Source organism: Chromobacterium sp. FG22, from assembly GCF_057809415.1.
In genome coordinates this window covers 158,964-175,692 of record NZ_JBMDJX010000002.1, presented here as the reverse complement: position 1 = coordinate 175,692, position 16,729 = coordinate 158,964, and the positions used below count along the sequence as shown (strand labels likewise).

The 16,729-nt window shown below is 66.1% G+C and carries 14 protein-coding genes; 9 read left to right on the top strand and 5 right to left on the bottom strand.

All coding sequences use genetic code 11. From position 1 onward, the window contains the following. Positions 1–40: 40 nt before the first annotated feature. Together ACODSD_RS02900 and ACODSD_RS02895 are read right to left on the bottom strand one after the other, a co-directional pair. The gene (locus ACODSD_RS02900) at positions 41–592 is read right to left on the bottom strand and encodes a hypothetical protein (protein ID WP_107801309.1); all 552 of its coding nucleotides are present in this window, start codon (positions 590–592) and stop codon (positions 41–43) included. Between the two features lie 208 nt (positions 593–800). Further along, entirely contained in the window at positions 801–4,277 is a 3,477-nt protein-coding gene (locus tag ACODSD_RS02895) for an indolepyruvate ferredoxin oxidoreductase family protein (protein WP_107801308.1), read from the bottom strand. 604 nt (positions 4,278–4,881) lie between these two features. Between ACODSD_RS02895 and rarD the strand changes: the two genes are divergently transcribed. From rarD to ACODSD_RS02870, 5 genes are all read left to right on the top strand, one after another. After that, positions 4,882–5,796: an EamA family transporter RarD gene (gene rarD, locus ACODSD_RS02890; protein WP_227105863.1), complete on the top strand. Its 915-nt coding sequence runs from the start codon at positions 4,882–4,884 to the stop codon at positions 5,794–5,796. Between the two features lie 302 nt (positions 5,797–6,098). After that, the gene (locus ACODSD_RS02885) at positions 6,099–6,374 is read left to right on the top strand and encodes a hypothetical protein (RefSeq protein ID WP_081547485.1); all 276 of its coding nucleotides are present in this window, start codon (positions 6,099–6,101) and stop codon (positions 6,372–6,374) included. 304 nt (positions 6,375–6,678) lie between these two features. Continuing rightward, positions 6,679–6,870 (top strand): hypothetical protein, encoded by a 192-nt coding sequence (locus ACODSD_RS02880; protein ID WP_158274392.1) that lies wholly within the window; start codon positions 6,679–6,681, stop codon positions 6,868–6,870. Then, entirely contained in the window at positions 6,864–7,427 is a 564-nt protein-coding gene (locus ACODSD_RS02875; protein ID WP_158274391.1) for a GNAT family N-acetyltransferase, read from the top strand. Before ACODSD_RS02880 ends, ACODSD_RS02875 begins: the two co-directional genes overlap by 7 nt. Before the next feature lie 123 nt (positions 7,428–7,550). Beyond that, entirely contained in the window at positions 7,551–9,425 is a 1,875-nt protein-coding gene (locus ACODSD_RS02870; protein ID WP_488876742.1) for a M3 family metallopeptidase, read from the top strand. Between the two features lie 212 nt (positions 9,426–9,637). Here ACODSD_RS02870 and ACODSD_RS02865 read toward each other — a convergent pair whose 3' ends face one another. The 3 genes from ACODSD_RS02865 to ACODSD_RS02855 form a co-directional block, all read right to left on the bottom strand. Beyond that, the gene (locus tag ACODSD_RS02865; RefSeq protein WP_227105857.1) at positions 9,638–10,198 is read right to left on the bottom strand and encodes a hypothetical protein; all 561 of its coding nucleotides are present in this window, start codon (positions 10,196–10,198) and stop codon (positions 9,638–9,640) included. 67 nt (positions 10,199–10,265) lie between these two features. Beyond that, positions 10,266–11,135 carry a D-hexose-6-phosphate mutarotase gene (locus ACODSD_RS02860; protein ID WP_486636172.1) on the bottom strand — a complete coding sequence of 290 codons (870 nt, stop codon included), beginning with the start codon at positions 11,133–11,135 and terminating at the stop codon, positions 10,266–10,268. A gap of 35 nt (positions 11,136–11,170) precedes the next feature. After that, positions 11,171–11,587 (bottom strand): Mpo1 family 2-hydroxy fatty acid dioxygenase, encoded by a 417-nt coding sequence (locus ACODSD_RS02855; protein WP_107801302.1) that lies wholly within the window; start codon positions 11,585–11,587, stop codon positions 11,171–11,173. Positions 11,588–11,742: 155 nt separating this feature from the next. Between ACODSD_RS02855 and hutC the strand changes: the two genes are divergently transcribed. The 4 genes from hutC (at position 11,743) to hutU (ending at position 16,649) form a co-directional block, all read left to right on the top strand. Next, positions 11,743–12,459: a histidine utilization transcriptional repressor HutC gene (gene hutC, locus ACODSD_RS02850; protein ID WP_199225959.1), complete on the top strand. Its 717-nt coding sequence runs from the start codon at positions 11,743–11,745 to the stop codon at positions 12,457–12,459. Between the two features lie 254 nt (positions 12,460–12,713). Beyond that, positions 12,714–13,961, top strand: a complete 1,248-nt coding sequence (gene hutI, locus ACODSD_RS02845; RefSeq protein WP_488876741.1) for an imidazolonepropionase — start codon at positions 12,714–12,716, stop codon at positions 13,959–13,961. Positions 13,962–13,976: 15 nt separating this feature from the next. Continuing rightward, positions 13,977–14,900 (top strand): formimidoylglutamase, encoded by a 924-nt coding sequence (hutG, locus tag ACODSD_RS02840; protein ID WP_227105852.1) that lies wholly within the window; start codon positions 13,977–13,979, stop codon positions 14,898–14,900. A gap of 75 nt (positions 14,901–14,975) precedes the next feature. Further along, a complete protein-coding gene (gene hutU, locus ACODSD_RS02835; RefSeq protein ID WP_107801300.1) occupies positions 14,976–16,649 on the top strand; it encodes a urocanate hydratase in 1,674 nt (557 codons plus the stop codon). Positions 16,650–16,729 lie beyond the last annotated feature (80 nt).

Here is a 16,729-nt window from a genome sequence, read left to right as displayed (position 1 = left end):
GATGGCTTAGAAGGTTGGCGTCAATTGAGTGGGGTCTCGCTCAAGAGGCCGGCGGGAAATCTCCCAGGTCCTCGCAGCGCTCCACCAGCAGGCTGTCTGGGCTGGCGTTGGGGATGTAGACCTGGTTGACCGGCGAGGGCGGATAGTTGGCGTCCGGCGCGCAATCGGCGCTCTGGCCCGGGCCCACCGCCACCTGGGCGCCCACTTTCAATTGGCAGCGCACCATGCGGTTGAGCTGGCTCCAGCTTGGGCAGATGGCGTTGGCGGCGCGGTAGGCGGCCACCGGCCCTTGCGGCTGGCTGAACGACCACCAGCGGCCCAGCCGCGAATTGGCCTTGGCGCTGTCGTACACGCGGTAGACCGTCACGGTTTGATCCGCCGGCTCCTGGCGCCGTACCTGGCCGGCGCACAGGCCGCCTTTGCCGGGCTGGCCCAATGCGCTGTTCAGCAGATCGGGATTGTCCACCGCGGCCATGCCGGGCAGGGCTGGCTGGGTCAGGCCGGCGCAGCGGTCGCTGCCGGGCGTGGACGCGCAGCCCAATAGCAGCGCGCAGGCGGAGGCGAGCAGCCAGTGGCGACAGTTCAGGGACATATGGGGTCTCCTATGCGGACAAGCTTGGGATGGGACGGCGCGAGAGTGCGCCAGTCTTGAGGCTAGGAAATGCTTTTGGCATTTTCAATGCGAGCAGGGCGCGACCGGCAGAAAGAATGGGTAAAAAAAGGGCGTCGACCTTGGTCGACGCCCGCAAGCTGTAGGAACACTCGGGTACTACGTTTACAGCAACTTCAATCTGTTCAACTTAGGCCACCTGGCGGTTTTTGCCCCCCGGCTTCAGCTCGCTCAGCAGCTGCGTTTGCTTGCTCTTAGCCTGCTGGTAGTTGCGCTCCTTGATGTGGCCGAAGCCGCGCACGCCTTCCCAGGTTTTCACCAGCTCTACCGCGCGCGGCAGCGCGTCCAGCGTCAGACCGCCCAGCAAGGCGTCCACCTGTTGTTCGAACTCGCCGATCAGCCGGCGCTCCAGCTTGCGGTCGGCCTGCCAAGCGAACGGGTCCAGCAGGGTGCCGCGCAGGAAGCGCAGCTTGGCCAGCCACTTCATGCCGGTCAGCAGCCAGGGGCCGAAAGCCACTTTGCGCGGCTGGCCGCCGGTGATCCAGCCGGCGCCGATGTGGAAGCGCAGCTGGTAATCGCCGTCGAACTGCTGCGCCAGCTCGCGCTGGAAGCCGCCGTCGGTGTAGAGCCGGGCCACTTCGAATTCGTCCTTGTAGGCCAGCACATGGTAGTAGTTCTTGGCCACCGCCAGCGTCAGCGCGCTGCTGGCCGGGTTCAGCGCTTCCTCGGCCTGGCGCACGCGGCCGACCAGCGCCTTGTAGCGTTCGGCCAGCGCCGCGTTCTGGTAGGCGGTCAGCGCGCTGGCGCGATGGTGCAGCACCGCGTCCGGCGTTTCACGTGGAACGAAGGCCACCACCGCCGACGGGCTGACCAGCGCTTCGATGCGCGCCGGATCATGGGCGGCGTGGCGGCCCCAACTGAAGGCGTCCTGATTGAACTTGACCGCGGCGCCGTTCAGGCGCACCGCCTCCATGATGGCTTCCAGCGTCACCGGCACCAAACCCTTTTGCCAGGCGTAGCCCAGCATGAACATATTGCTGGCGATGGCGTCGCCCAGCAGCGAGGTGGCCAGCCGGGTGGCGTTGACCTCGCTGTAGCGGCCGGCGCCCACCGATTCGACGACGGCGTCCTTCATCGCCTTGCTGGGGAAGCGCACGTCCGGGTTTTTCAGGAAGGCGCTGGTCGGCGATTCGTAGTTGTTGACGATGGCGTGGCTGAAGCCGTCGCGCATCTTGGCCAGCGCCTCCTCGGCGGCGGTGACCACCAGATCGCAGCCCAGCACCAGGTTGGCGTCGCCGGCGGCGATGCGCACCGCGTGCAGCTTGTCCTGGCTGTCGGCGATGCGCACATGCGACCACACCGAACCGCCTTTCTGCGCCAGGCCGGCCATGTCCAGCACGGTGACGCCCTTGCGGTCCAGATAGGCGGCCATGCCCAGCACCTGGCCTATGGTGACCACGCCGGTGCCGCCGACGCCGGTGACCATGATGCTGAACGGTTCGTGGAGCTGCGGAATCGTCGGCTCCGGCAGCGCCGGCATCGCACCCAGGCTGGCGCTGCTGCCGGCGGATTTCTTCAGCTGGCCGCCTTCCACGGTGACGAAGCTGGGGCAGAAGCCCTCTACGCAGGAGTAATCCTTATTGCAGCTGGACTGGTCGATCTTGCGTTTGCGGCCCAGCGGGGTTTCCACCGGCAACACCGACAGACAGCCGGATTTCTGGCCGCAATCGCCGCAGCCTTCGCAGACCTGCTGGTTGATGAAGGCGCGCTTGGCCGGGTCGGGGTAGTCGCCGCGTTTGCGGCGGCGGCGCTTCTCTGCGGCGCAGGTCTGATCGTGGATCAGAATGGTGGTGCCTTCGACTTCGCGCAGTTCTTTTTGCAGCCGGTCCAGTTCGCGGCGGTGGAAGACTTCCACGCCGGCCGCCAGGCCCTGGACGTTCTGGTATTTGTCCGGATCGTCGCTGGTGATCACGATGCGCTTGATGCCCTCGGCCGCCAGCTGGCGGGTGATCATGGGCACGTCCAGATAGCCGTCCACGTGCTGGCCGCCGGTCATCGCCACCGCGTCGTTGTACAGGATCTTGTAGGTGATGTTGACCTTGGCGGCCACGGCGGCGCGGATGGCCAGCAGGCCGGAGTGGAAGTAGGTGCCGTCGCCCAGATTGGTGAAGATGTGCTTGGTGTGGGTGAACGGCGCCTGGCCCACCCAGGTGATGCCTTCGCCGCCCATCTGGGTGAAGGTCTTGGTGCTGTCGGCCTGAATCCAGTGCGCCATATAGTGGCAGCCGATGCCGGCGACGGCACGGCTGCCTTCCGGCACCTTGGTGCTGGTGTTGTGCGGACAGCCGGAGCAGTAGTGGGGCACGCGGGCGATGGACTCGCGCGGTTTGACCAGCTGGGCTTCCTTGTCGTCGTAGAACTTCAGCCTATCGTGGATGATGGGGCTGTCGAAGATCAGCGCCAGCCGGCCGGCGATGGCGCGGGCGATCATCGCCGGGGTCAGCTCGCCGGCGGCCGGCAGCAGCCAGTCGCCGTGCGGCAGCGCCCATTCGCCTTTTTCGGCGAACTTGCCCACCACGCGCGGGCGCACGTCGTCGCGCCAGTTGTACAGCTGCTCTTTCAACTGGTATTCGATGATCTGGCGTTTTTCCTCCACCACCAGGATCTCTTCCAGGCCTTCTGCAAACTGGCGCACGCCTTCCGGCTCCAGCGGCCAGACCATGCCCACCTTGAAGATGCGCAGGCCGATGTCGGCGGCCAGCGCCTCGTCTATGCCCAGATCGTCCAGCGCCTGCATCACGTCCAGATAGCTTTTGCCACAGGTGATGATGCCCAGCCGCGGCTTGGGGGAGTCCAGCGTGATGTGGTTCAGCTTGTTTGCGCGGGCATAGGCCAGCGCCGCGTACAGGCGGTGGTGCAGCACGCGTTTTTCCTGCGCCAGCGGCGCGTCCGGCCAGCGGATGTTGAGGCCGTCCTCGGGCAAGGGGAAGTCTTCCGGAATCTTGAACTGCAGCCGTTCCGGGGAGATGTCGACGATGGCGGAGCTTTCGATGGTGTCGGAGATCGCCTTGATCGACACCCAACAGCCGGAATAGCGGCTCATCGCCCAGCCGTGCAGGCCGTAGTCCAGGATTTCCTGCACCCCGGACGGGCTGAGCACCGGAATCATGCTGGCGGCGAGGATGTGGTCGGATTGATGCGGGAAGGTGGACGACTTGGCCGCGTGGTCGTCGCCGGCCACCAGCAGCACGCCGCCGTGGCGGCTGGTGCCGGCGGCGTTGCCGTGCTTGAGCACGTCGCCGGAGCGGTCCACGCCCGGACCCTTGCCGTACCACAGCGCGTAGACGCCGTCGTATTTGGGGCCGTCGAACATATTCACCTGCTGGGTGCCCCAGACCGCGGTGGCGGCCAGGTCCTCGTTGAGGCCGGGGTGGAACACCACATTGTGTTCCTTCAGGTATTTGCCGGCCTTCTGCATGGTCTGGTCGACATTGCCCAGCGGGGAGCCGCGGTAGCCGGTGACGTAGCCGGCGGTATTGAGCCCGGCGGCGCGGTCCAGTTGTTGTTGCAGCATGGGCAGGCGCACCAGCGCCTGAATCCCGGTCATCAGCACCTGGCCGGTGGGGGCCGTGTATTTTTCTTCCAGGTCTGCGTGGCGGATCGACATGGTTTCTCCTCCTGTCATTCTCGGGCGCGTCCGCCGCGCGGCGGACGTCCCATCGCTTGTGGCGATGGGGCCGGCCTGCGCCTTGTGGGCGCGTTCGGCCGGCCTTCTCCTTAAGTTTTAGACCCGCTGGCCCGGTGTCACCGCCCTTATGAGAGCCTGTTTCAAGTTTCGCGCGTTGAGCGCGGCAGACATTGAACAGGTTCTATGCAAGGGCGGCGGCCCGGTGTGTCTGCGCCCGCCGCATGTGTGCGGTCTGTGCGGCGCCGACGGCTTCTCCTTTGCTGTCAGCGGTTGAGCTCCATCTTCCAGCCGGTGTTTTTTTGATCGCCGGCATGTTTTGCATGCCGGCGCGGTCCCTGGTCCGGGGCTGGTTTCTAGAGTCTTTTCTCTATTTGATCGGACTATAAGTTACGTTTACGTCAACGTCAAAGAGATTGACTGAATTGGACGGCGACTGCGGCGATTGTGCCAGCGCAGCATGTTTGCCATCCGGAAAGTCATTGTTTTAAATATTGAACAATCTGTTGATTGAATAGCGGTTTTTCCGCTGAGGCAATTTGGTTAAGCTGTCATCCTGACCCCCTCCCTTGCTGTGTGAAATCCCATGAGTTCAGTTTCTTCTACCTCCGAAAGCGGCCGCGGCGTCGTTTTCACCGTTGCCGCCTTCATCTGTTGGGGTCTGTTTCCTTTGTACTGGAAGCCGCTGCACGATGTCCCGGCTTTGCAAATTCTGTGCCACCGCATTGTCTGGTCTGCGGTGTTCGTCGCGGCGGTGCTGACCGCGCGCAATCATTGGGGCTGGCTGCCGGCCGCGGTGCGCGAGCCGCGCAAACTGGGCATCTTCGGCCTGTCTTCCCTGCTGCTGTCGCTGAACTGGCTGATCTATATCTGGGCGGTGAACGCCGGCCACGTGGTGGAGGGCAGCCTGGGCTATTTCATCAATCCGCTGTTCAATGTGTTGTTGGGCCGGATCTTTCTGTCCGAGCGCTTGAGCGGGCTGCAGAACGCCGCCTTGCTGCTGGCGGCGGCCGGCGTGGCCTGGATCACTTACAGCGCCGGCGCCTTGCCGTGGATCGCGCTGTCGCTGGCGGCCACCTTCGGCTTGTACGGCCTGCTGCGCAAGAAGGCGCCCTTGGCCTCGCTGGAGGGCCTGGCTTTGGAAACCTTCCTGATGACGCCGCTGGCGGCGCTGGCCCTGGTCTGGTTCGAATGGCAGGGGCAGGGCGCTTTCGGCCATGGCTCCGCCGCGCAGACCGGTTTGCTGATAGGCGCCGGCGTGGTGACCGCGGTGCCCTTGCTGCTGTTCGCCGCCGGCGCGCGCCGGCTCAAGCTGGCGACGGTGGGAGTGATCCAGTACATCGGCCCCAGCATCCAGCTGGCGCTGGGCGTGCTCTTGTTCGGAGAGGCGTTCGACAGCGGCCGCGCGCTGGGTTTCGGTCTGATCTGGGCGGCGCTGCTGCTGTACTCCGCCGCCGGTCTGCTGCAGATGTGGCAGGGGCGACGCGCCGCCGCGACCTGAGTTTTTCCGCGTTTGGAGCAGCCCGCGTTTCGCAAGAAACGCGGGCTGTTTTCATTAGGAGAGTCTGCTATAAACCACTCAATGGGCCGTCGCCGAGTGTTTCCGGCGTCGGCCCATTGCCGAGCCGAATCCGGCCCGCGCCAGCCGTTCAAAAGCACCGAGCGCGGTCGCACCGCGCCGCCCATGCATCATTGCAATGCATTGCCGCCCCTGATTGCCCCAAAAACAAGCATTCGCTCCGAGCCGCCCTCGTGCCGCCGGCGGCGGAGTGACATGGTCAATATTTTGCAAGGAGGCGCGTCATGGCGCTCTATCTGGTTAGCGTGGTTTTCTTCGGTTCGGATCTTCTGATCCGCTTGGCCCTGCGCGCGCGTTCCCGCGCCTGGGTGGGCGCGGCGCTGGCGGCAGGCCTGTTGCTGGCGTGCTTGCTGTATCCGATGTTGAGCGATTGGGCGCTGCCCTATATGCCGGACGAACACGGCATGCAGCTCTACGCGGCGATGGTGGGCCTGCAATTGGGCCTGACCGACGCGGCCATTTCCACCAGCCTGGCCCGTTATCTCGGCTGGTGGCGCTGAGCGTCTGCGCCATGCCCGCCGGGCGCGGCGCGCCCCTTCGTACCGCTCCTACGCTTTTCTCGGCGGCGTTCGCCTGTCTCGTTCCCGCTCGCGAGTAGCGTAAACGGATTTAGCGGCTACGGCTTCCCTCCCTCCATGCCATAGGTATGTTTCGCTCAGATTATGCTTGACGCCATGCCATCCCGGTAGCAGACTGCGCAGCGTCGCTCGGCCCCACAAGCCGGACGACGCATGCCGGACGCCTTCCCGCTCCCCGCGGGCCAGCCGTCCATGATCTTTATCGTTCTTTACAGGTTACGCCATCATGGCATTGTTCTTTATTCCCCTGTCGCGGCACTTGCTGCGCGACATTCTCGGCGACGACCACGCGGCGTTGACCGATAAAGCATGGCTGAGAAGCCAGACTCAACACCAGGATCAACAAGAGCGACACCGTCGCCAGGAGCTGGAACAGCGCATTCACCGGCTGCGGCTGGAGAAGGGCGGCTTATGCTGAGCCCCTTGCTCTACAGCCGGCGTCTGATGCTGCGCGATTTCCGCCCGGACGACCACGCCGCCTACGCGATGGCGCGCAGCGGCCGCGAGTTCGCCCGTCATTACCCGCCGGAAGAACTCACGCCTGCGCGCAGCGGGCAGTTATTGCTGCGCTTTCTGGAGCAGCAGCGCGACGCCCCTCGCCGCGGCTGGCAGCTGGCCATCGTGCGCGTCGAAGACAAGGCGCTGCTCGGCTCGGTCGGCCTGCGCGGCCTGGGACGCGGCGGTGAAGCCGGCTTCGGCATCGAACTGGCGGAATCGGCCTGGGGCCAGGGCTACGCGCTGGAGGCGGCGCGGATGATGCTGGACTTCGGCTACCGCCAATTGGGCTGGCACCGGATCTGGGCCGATTGCGCGCCCGGCAACATCGCCATGCTGCAATTGGCGCGGCGTTTGGGTTTCGTGGTGCAGCCGCTGGGCGCTGAGCCGAGGCTGAGCCTGCTCTTGTCCGCGGTGCCGCCGCCCTTCGCCGGCCCGCGGCGGGAAGTCCTGCAATGGGCGGCGGAAGCGCGCGGCTAGCTTGGGCGCGGCCCGCGCTTGACCGGCGGAGGACGCTCGCGCACACTTAATGCAAACTTCATAAACAGACTGTTCCGGCCCGCCACAAGCGGCCGACGGACAGCGCAAAGGAGAGTGAGCAAGATGACAGCGATTGCCGAACTGCGCGCGGGCTTCGACCAGCTCAACCGCGATTACCTGGCGGTGCATAAGACCAAGGAAGACCTGTTCTGGGACACCTATATGGCGGTTTCCGACGACCACGACGGTTTCGCCCGCGCGGAAGCGGCCTACAAGGCCTTCATCTCCAGCCCGGAGCGGTTGACGGCGGTGCGCGCGGCGCTGGAGGGCTTGCAGGCGCAGCCGGCCGGCGCGGAGCGCGACGCCCTGCTGCACGGTTATCGGGGATGGTTGGCCTTGTTCGAGAGCAATATCGTCGACAGCGAGGCGGCGCAGGAGCAGATGCGCCGGCTGATCGAGATGGAGGCCGCGTTGTTCGCCAAGCGCCGCGATCTCGCGCTCAGCCACGTCAACGAGCGCGGCGAGCGCGAAGAGGCGACGCTGACCATGTTGAGCATCAATATGACCACCAACCCGGACGCCGCCGCGCGCAAGAGCTCGCACGACGCCTTGCTCGATCTCGAGCGCTGGGTGTTGGACAACGGCTTTCTCGACATCGTCAAACAGCGCAACGCGCTGGCGCGCAGCCTGGGCAGCGCCGATTATTTCGAGCACAAGGTGCGCAAGAACGAGCAGATGACGCCGGAGGCGCTGTTCGCCGTTCTCGACGATTTCGAGGCGCGCACCCGCGAGGCCAATCAGCAAGCGCTGCGGCGTCTGGCCGACGACAAGGGCGAGGACGCGCTGCTGCCGCACAATCTGCGTTTTCACATGAGCGGCGACGTCACCCGGCAGATGGACCCCTATCTGCCGTTCTCCAAGGCGGTGGAGCGCTGGGTGCTGAGTTTCCGCCGGCTGGGCGTGCAATACCGGCAAGCCACGATGCAGCTGGACCTGGTGGAGCGCAAGGGCAAGTATCAGAACGGTTTCTGCCACGGGCCGGTGCCCAGCTTTTACGACGGCGACCGCTGGGTGCCGGGCCGGATCAATTTCACCGCCGACGCCACGCCGGATCAGGTGGGCAGCGGCGCGCGCGCGATCAACACCCTGTTCCACGAAGGCGGCCACGCCGCGCACTTCGCCAATGTGATCCAGAACGCGCCGTGCTTCTCCCAGGAGTTCGCGCCCACTTCGATGGCTTACGCCGAAACCCAGAGCATGTTCTGCGACAGCCTGCTGAACGACGCCGACTGGCTGAAGCGCTACGCGCGCAACGCCGCGGGGGAGGCGATGCCGGACGCCTTGATCCGCGCGCGCATCGAAGCGGTCCAGCCCTTCTTCGCCTTCTCCGAGCGCTCCATCGCCGTGGTCGCCTACTTCGAGCGCGAGTTGTACCGCTTGCCGGAGGCGGAACTGAAGCCGGAGACGGTGCTGGCGCTGGCGCGTCGTTGCGAGCGCGAGATTCTGGGCGTGGAATGCGGTCCGCGGCCGCTGCTGGCGATTCCGCATTTGCTGAATCAGGAATCGGCGGCGTCCTATCACGGCTATCTGCTGGCGCATATGGCGGTGTATCAGACTCGCGCTCACTTCTTGCGCGAATACGGCTATCTGACCGACAACCCGGCGATCGGCCCGCTGCTGGCCGAGCATTACTGGGCGCCGGGCAACAGCCTCAGCCACGACGCCACCTTGCTGAGCCTGACCGGCGAGCATTTCAACGCCCTTTATCTGGCCGAGGCCTGCAAGCGCAGCGCGGCCGAGGCCTGGCAAGAGGCGGAGCGGCAGATCGCCGCCGCCGCGGAGCGGAACTACGCGCGGGATTACCCGGAGCGGCTGGACGCGACGATACGGCTGGTGCACGGCGCCGAGCTGATCGCCGACAACGAGGCCGGGGAGGCGGAAATGTGCCGCCGTTTCGAGACTTGGGTTAGAGAGCGCTACCCGGCCGCGGCGCACTGAGAAGCTGTTCATAATCTGCTGCGCGTCGCGGAGTGTTACACGGTGAGTACAAGCTCAACATGCTCATGTACCACGTGCACATTCCGCTTTCTCAGACGCTCGCCTTAGCTCGCGAGATCGTAAACACGTTCTGAGGCCGCGCATGACAACGGCAGCCCAAGGGCTGCCGTTTTCTTTGTCCTCGCTCAGAAGCCGAAGCGGCGCTATAGACTTCAGGCCTGGCGGTAGATCAGCCGGCCTTCAAACAGCAGCTCGCTTGAATCCAGCCGGGCGTCGCCGCTGGGCGGCGCGGCGCGTTCGAACACGAAGCGCTGGCCCTGATATTCGATCCAGGCGTTGATGGGCTCGCCCTGAAAACGGCCCAGCACTTCTTCCGAGCGGGTGACGAAGGCGTTGTCGGGCAGCACGAAACCTTGCTGCGGCGTTTCCGACGGGCTTGCCTCCAGCGTCCAGTTTTCGTCGCCGGGCGGCTGCGGATCGTTGCGGGTGGCCATGTGCAGCCACATGCGGAAGGCCCAATGCGGCAGCAGCACGCGGTGCACGCGCTTGTCGTCCGTGATCACGCAACGCACCGGGAAACCGGCGCCGCAGGACGGGCAGCGCGCCTGGGCCGCGAGGAAGATCTTGTCCTGCTGTTTGCTGGCGATGCCTTCCATATGCTCCGAGCCCACCATCGCGCGGCAGCTGGGGCAGTGTTTGCCGAAGCGGCGCACGCTGTTGCCGTTGGCAAAGGAAATCGGCAGGAAACGGGAAATCTTGTCGGGTCTGGCCATCGCTAGGGGTTCCGGAACTGAAAAACGCGGTCCGCCGGGCTGTGCGCCGCGGCGGCATCGGCCCTCATTATACCCCGGCCTCGCCGTGGAAGGGTTCCAGCGTCAAGCGGCAGGCCAGGCGGTGGCTGGCGCCGGGGGCGAGCAGTCGGACATCGTCGCCGGCGTTGGCGGTTTCCACGCAGACGAAATCAAGCCAGGCGGCGTCCGGCAAGTCGCCCAGCAAGGCGGTTTTCTCCGCCGCCGGATTCCACACCACCACGCTGCCGGCGCCTTCCGCTGTGACGCGAATGCAACGCCGCCAGACCGGGTCGCGCAGCAAGGCGGGGCGCTCGCTGTAAACAATGCTGTCCACCTCGGCCCGGAAGCGGAATTCGCCGTCCGGCCAGCGGCTTTCGCGGCCGGCCACCTTGTCGTGACAGCGCTCGCCGTCCAGGCCGGACAAGGCGGCTTGGCGCGCGTCGCCCACCGCCAGATAACTGTGCAGCGCGGCGCCGAGGCGTTGCGGGCGGTCGCCGCGGTTGCGGGTGGTCAGCGCCGCTTCCACCGCCGCGCCCAGCCGGTATTCCATTTCCGCCGTCAGGCCGTCGCATTCCGGGCCGGAGAGTTTCACGTGGAACGCGCCGGCGTCCTCGCGGACCTCGTCCAGGCGCCAGGCTTGCGTGCGCGCCACGCCGTGGGCCGGCAGGCTCGCGTCGTCGGGGTGCGGGCCGAACCAGGGCCAGCACAGCGGCACGCCGCCGCGTATGGCCTTGCCCGGCTGGTAGCGCGCCTGCGGCGACAAATACAGCAAGGGTTGCTGGCCGGCGGCGCGGAAGCTGAGCAACTGGCCGCCCAGCAAGGAGATTTCCGCGTGAAAATCCGCCGCGGAGATGACGAGGATATCGACGCCGGGCGCGCGGCTGGACAGCGCGGCGGCGGGAGGCAGGGCGACGGACATACGGAGCTTCCGGGCAAAAAACCGATGATAGCGCGCTACAGCCAGCGGCGCAGCGTCCACAGCGGGCCGATCAGCAGGAATTGCAGGTCGCGCAGAAAGGAGGGCTTTTTGCCCTCGATCGCGTGGCCGACGAACTGGCCGATCCAGGCGACGACGAACAGCCCCAGAGAGAGCAGCGCCAGCGGCAGGCCGGCGCGGGACGCCGCCTCCAGAAGCAAGAGCATGGGCAGGCACATCGCCGCCATCGCCAGCGCGGGCGCGCGGCCCAGCCGCCAATAGAAGGCCAGGCCGGCCGCCGCCGCCAGCCAGGCGAGGTTCAGCGGCGAGGGCACGCTGGAGAGCAGGCCCAAGAGCGCGAACACGATGGCGGGCACGCAGATTTTATGAATGCGGATATTGACGGGATGGCGGTGACTGAGATCATACTCTTGCAACCATTGCTCAAGCGTCATGTCAGGCCTCGCAAACGGGCGACGGGCTTCCATCTTGGCGCAGACCAGCGGCGGCGGCAATGCCCGCGGCCGGTTTTGTCTGCGCTGGATCAGGGGCTTGCGCGCCGCCTTGGGCTACAATCCTTTTGCCAACCGTTAATGTCTGGGTTCCCAAGGTGTCATCCACAGCACAACCGCGTTATCTGCGCATCAAGGAATACATCCTTGAAGGCATTCGTTCCCGCCAGTTTCTGCCAGGCGGCAAGATTCCGCCCGAGCTGGAGTTGGCGCGTCAGTTCCAGGTATCGCGCATGACCGTCAACAAGGCGGTGCGGGATCTGGCCGAGGCCGGCATCCTGCTGCGCTTCGCCGGCGACGGCACGTATGTGGCGGAGCGCAAGGCGGAGTCACCGCTGCTGGACATCAACAACATCTCCGAAGAAATCGAGGCGCGCGGTCATCGCCACAGCGCCGACGTCTACGAACTCAAGGCCGTGCAGGCCACCGAAGACGTGGCGCTGCGCCTGGGCGTGAAGGAGGGCAGCACGGTGTTCCGCTCGCTCATCGTCCACCGCGAGGACGATGTGGCCATCCAGCTGGAAGACCGCTACGTCAATCCCGCTTTCGCGCCGGATTATCTGGAGCAGGACTTCAGCAGCCGCACGCCCAACGACTACCTGATGAAGAACTGCCCGCTGACCGACATCGAGCACAGCGTGGAGGCGGTGCTGCCCAGCGCGGCCGAGCAGGCGATGCTGGACATGAGGGCGCAGGAGCCCTGCCTGTTGGTTTTGCGCCGCACTTGGTCGCACAAGAAGCTGGTCAGCTTCGCGCGGCTGACGCATCCGGGCTCGCGCTACAAATTGCGTTCGCAAACCCGGGTCAAGCGCTGAGCGGCGGCGGGGATGCTGCGCCGCAGCTTGCCGCGCTTGTTCGAACGCAATATTGTATATACAAATAGAGGCTGAATTTTCCAGTCGCCTCAAGCCGCCGCCGGGCGGCTTTTTTGTTGCCATGCAACATCAAGTGATTGGACTATAAGTAAAATCTGCCAATTCGGCCTGTTTACAAAAATCACCGCTTCAAACTTGACAGGCTGTTTGGATAGGATTAATTGTATATACAAATAACCCGCAGCGAGCCCACCATGAGTCAAGCCGAAACGGATCGCCGCAGCCTGTGGATCAACGCCAGGCTGGCGACCATGGACCCTAGCCGCCCGGCGCCTTACGGCGCGCTGGACGGCCACGCGCTATTGCTGGAAGCCGGCCGCATCGTCGCGCTGCCGGCGGCCGCGGACGTGGACCCCGCCGGCTTCGACGGCGCGGTGATCGACGCCAAGGGCGCCTGGATCACGCCCGGCTTCATCGATTGCCACACTCACCTGGTTTACGGCGGCAACCGCGCCGCCGAATGGGAAAAGCGCCTCAACGGCGTGCCTTATCAGCAGATCGCCGCCGAGGGCGGCGGCATCGTCTCCACCGTGCGCGCCACCCGGGCGCTGGACGAAGCCGGCCTGGCCGCCGCCGCCAAGCCGCGCTTGCGCGCCTTGATGGCCGAGGGCGTGACCACGGTGGAGATCAAGTCCGGCTACGGCCTGAGCCTGGAGGACGAACTCAAGCAGTTGCGCGCGGCGCGGCGCCTGCGGGACGAGCTGCCGGTGGAAGTGTCCGCCACCTTGCTGGCCGCCCACGCGCTGCCGCCGGAGTACGCCGGCCGGCCCGACGCCTACATCGACCACATCGTGGACGCCATCCTGCCGGCCGCCGCGCGCGCCGGCCTGGCCGAGGCGGTGGACGCTTTCTGCGAGAGCGTGGGCTTCTCGCCGGCGCAGACCCGCCGCGTGTTCGAAGCGGCGCGCGCGCACGGCCTCAAGGTCAAGGGCCATGTCGAGCAGTTGTCCAATCTGCACGGCGCCGAACTGGTGGCCGAGTTCGGCGGCTGGTCCGCCGATCACGTCGAATACCTGGACGCCGCCGGCGTGGCCGCGCTGAAGGCCGCCGGCACCGTGGCGGTGCTGCTGCCGGGCGCGTTCTACTTCCTGCGCGAAACCCAAAAGCCGCCGGTGGACCTGCTGCGCGCCGCCGGCGTGCCGATGGCGGTGTCCACCGATCTCAACCCCGGCACCAGTCCGTTCGCCTCCATCCGGCTGGCGATGAACCAGGCCTGCGTGCTGTTCGGTCTGACGCCGGAAGAGGCGCTGGCCGGCGTCACCCGCCACGCGGCGCAAGCCCTGGGCCGCGGCGCCAGCCACGGCCGGCTGGCCGCCGGCCATGTCGCCGACTTGCTGGTGTGGGACATCGATTCGCCGGCCGAGATCGTTTACGGCCTGGGCGACAATCCTTTGCGTCAGCGCGTGTTCCGCGGCGTGGCGCAGCATATGAAAGGCTGTTGAAGCATGAGCGTGGACATGAGTGTTTGGAGCGGCCGGGTCGACGCCGGCGAGGGCGATCTGGCGCGGCGCTGGCATCAGCTGGCGCGTCCCTACGCCGCCGGGCTGGAGCCGGGCGTCGGCATCGTCGGTTTCTCCTGCGACGAGGGCGTGCGCCGCAATCAGGGCCGCGTCGGCGCCGCCGCCGGCCCGACGGCGATCCGCAAGGCGCTGGCCAATCTGGCCTGGCATCAGGCCTTGCCCTTGTGCGACGCCGGCGACGTGGCCTGCGCCGACGGCGACCTGGACGCCGCGCAGGCGCGCTTGGGCGAGCAGGTGCGCCGGCTGCGCGCCGACGGCCACTTTCCGCTGGTGCTGGGCGGCGGCCACGAAACCGCCTACGGCACCTGGCGCGGACTGGCGGCCGCGCATCCGGACAAGGTAATAGGCATCGTCAATTTCGACGCCCATTTCGACATCCGCGAAGCGGCCGAAGCCACCTCCGGCACCCCGTTCGCCCAGATCGCCGCCGACTGCGCGCAGGCCGGCCGGCCCTTCCATTATCTGTGCCTGGGCGTGGCCGAGCCGTCCAACACCCAGGCCTTGTTCGCCCGCGCCCGCGCGCTCGGCGTCAAGTGGACGCTGGACAGCGATATGACGCTGGACACCTTGTCCACGGTGCGCAGCGCGATGATGGCCTTCGTCGATCAGGTGGACATCGTCTACCTGACCATAGATCTGGATGTATTGCCCGCCAGCGTGATGCCGGCGGTTTCCGCCCCCGCCGCCATGGGGGTGGCGCTGCCCGTGGTCGAGGCCCTGGTCCGGCGTCTGGCCGAAAGCGGCAAATTGGCGGCCGCCGACCTGGTGGAACTGAACCCGGCCTTCGACATCGACAGCCACGGCGCCAAAACCGCCGCCCGGCTGGCGTGGAGCATAGGCCGGCATCTGAAACAGCCCTGAACCCGTTGATAGCGATAGCGTCATTCCCCGCCCGCCGGGCCACAACCGGCGGCGGGCCTACAAAGGAGAATACCGATGTCCGACCCGCGTTTTGATCCGACCCGCCACATCCGCGCGCCGCGCGGCAGCGAATTGACTTGCAAGAGCTGGCTGACCGAGGCCGCCTACCGCATGATCCAGAACAATCTGGACGCGGAAGTGGCCGAGCACCCGCAAAGCCTGGTGGTGTACGGCGGCATCGGCCGCGCCGCCCGCGATTGGAAGTGCTACGACACCATCCTGGACGTGCTCAAGCGTCTGGAGGACGACGAAACCCTGCTGGTGCAGTCCGGCAAGCCGGTGGGCGTGTTCAAGACCCACGCCGACGCGCCGCGCGTCTTGATCGCCAACTCCAATCTGGTGCCGCACTGGGCCAACTGGGAGCACTTCAACGAGCTGGATAAGAAGGGCCTGATGATGTACGGCCAGATGACGGCCGGCTCCTGGATCTACATCGGCTCGCAAGGCATTGTGCAGGGGACTTACGAAACCTTCTTCGCCGTCGCCAATCAGCATTTTGACGGCAAGCCGCAAGGCCGCTGGATCCTGACCGGCGGTCTGGGCGGCATGGGCGGCGCCCAGCCGCTGGCCGCCACCATGGCCGGCTTCAGCATGATCGCCGTCGAATGCGACGAGACCCGCATCGATTTCCGCCTGAAAACCCGCTATGTGGACCGCAAGGCCAAGACCCTGGACGAGGCGCTGGCCATCATCGACGAGGCCAAGCACAGCGGCAAGGCGGTGTCGGTGGGCTTGCTGGGCAACGCAGCCGACGTGTTCGCGGAGCTGGTGGCGCGCGGCATCACCCCGGACGTGGTCACCGACCAGACCTCGGCCCACGACCCGGTGCACGGCTATCTGCCGCAGGGCTGGACCGTGGAGCAATGGCGCGCCAAGCAGAAGACCTCCGGCGCCGAAATCACCGCCGCCGCCAAGAAATCTATGGCGGCGCAGGTGCGCGCGATGCTGACTTTGCAAGAACGCGGCGCCGCCACGCTGGACTACGGCAACAACATCCGCCAGATGGCGCTGGAAGAGGGCGTGGCCAACGCCTTCGACTTCCCCGGCTTCGTGCCCGCCTATGTGCGTCCGCTGTTCTGCGAGGGCATCGGCCCCTTCCGTTGGGTAGCGCTGTCCGGCGATCCGGAAGACATCTACAAGACCGACCAGAAGGTCAAGGAGCTGATCCCGGACGATCCGCATCTGCATAACTGGCTGGACATGGCCAAGGAGCGCATCAGCTTCCAGGGCTTGCCGGCGCGCATCTGCTGGGTGGGCCTGCAAGACCGCGCCCGTCTGGGCCTGGCCTTCAACGAGATGGTCAAGAACGGCGAATTGAAAGCCCCCATCGTGATCGGCCGCGACCATCTGGACTCCGGCTCGGTGGCCTCGCCCAACCGCGAGACCGAAAGCATGAAGGACGGCTCCGACGCCGTGTCGGACTGGCCGCTGCTGAACGCCTTGCTCAACACCGCCGGCGGCGCCACCTGGGTGTCGCTGCATCACGGCGGCGGCGTGGGCATGGGCTTCTCCCAGCATTCCGGCGTGGTCATCGTCTGCGACGGCAGCGACGCCGCGGCCAAGCGCGTGGGCCGCGTGCTGCGCAACGATCCGGGCACCGGGGTGATGCGTCACGCCGACGCCGGCTACGAGATCGCCGAGCACTGCGCGCGCGAGCAAGGGCTGGACCTGCCGATGCTGAAGCGCTGAGAACCTGTTTACGATCAGCTGCGCGTCGGCAGGATAGATGGAAAAGGGCGTTGAAAGCCGTTTCAGAATGCTCATGTGCC

Excerpts from the sequence above, each read along its gene's own strand:
- ACODSD_RS02855 (WP_107801302.1), bottom strand. The coding sequence starts at position 11,587 with ATGACGCTTGAGCAATGGTTGCAAGAGTATGATCTCAGTCACCGCCAT.
- ACODSD_RS02860 (WP_486636172.1), bottom strand. The coding sequence starts at position 11,135 with ATGTCCGTCGCCCTGCCTCCCGCCGCCGCGCTGTCCAGCCGCGCGCCC.
- ACODSD_RS02875 (WP_158274391.1), top strand. The coding sequence starts at position 6,864 with ATGCTGAGCCCCTTGCTCTACAGCCGGCGTCTGATGCTGCGCGATTTC.
- ACODSD_RS02880 (WP_158274392.1), top strand. The coding sequence starts at position 6,679 with ATGGCATTGTTCTTTATTCCCCTGTCGCGGCACTTGCTGCGCGACATT.
- hutI (WP_488876741.1), top strand. The coding sequence starts at position 12,714 with ATGAGTCAAGCCGAAACGGATCGCCGCAGCCTGTGGATCAACGCCAGG.
- hutU (WP_107801300.1), top strand. The coding sequence starts at position 14,976 with ATGTCCGACCCGCGTTTTGATCCGACCCGCCACATCCGCGCGCCGCGC.
- ACODSD_RS02865 (WP_227105857.1), bottom strand. The coding sequence starts at position 10,198 with ATGGCCAGACCCGACAAGATTTCCCGTTTCCTGCCGATTTCCTTTGCC.
- rarD (WP_227105863.1), top strand. The coding sequence starts at position 4,882 with ATGAGTTCAGTTTCTTCTACCTCCGAAAGCGGCCGCGGCGTCGTTTTC.
- ACODSD_RS02870 (WP_488876742.1), top strand. The coding sequence starts at position 7,551 with ATGACAGCGATTGCCGAACTGCGCGCGGGCTTCGACCAGCTCAACCGC.
- ACODSD_RS02900 (WP_107801309.1), bottom strand. The coding sequence starts at position 592 with ATGTCCCTGAACTGTCGCCACTGGCTGCTCGCCTCCGCCTGCGCGCTG.
- ACODSD_RS02895 (WP_107801308.1), bottom strand. The coding sequence starts at position 4,277 with ATGTCGATCCGCCACGCAGACCTGGAAGAAAAATACACGGCCCCCACC.
- ACODSD_RS02885 (WP_081547485.1), top strand. The coding sequence starts at position 6,099 with ATGGCGCTCTATCTGGTTAGCGTGGTTTTCTTCGGTTCGGATCTTCTG.
- hutG (WP_227105852.1), top strand. The coding sequence starts at position 13,977 with ATGAGTGTTTGGAGCGGCCGGGTCGACGCCGGCGAGGGCGATCTGGCG.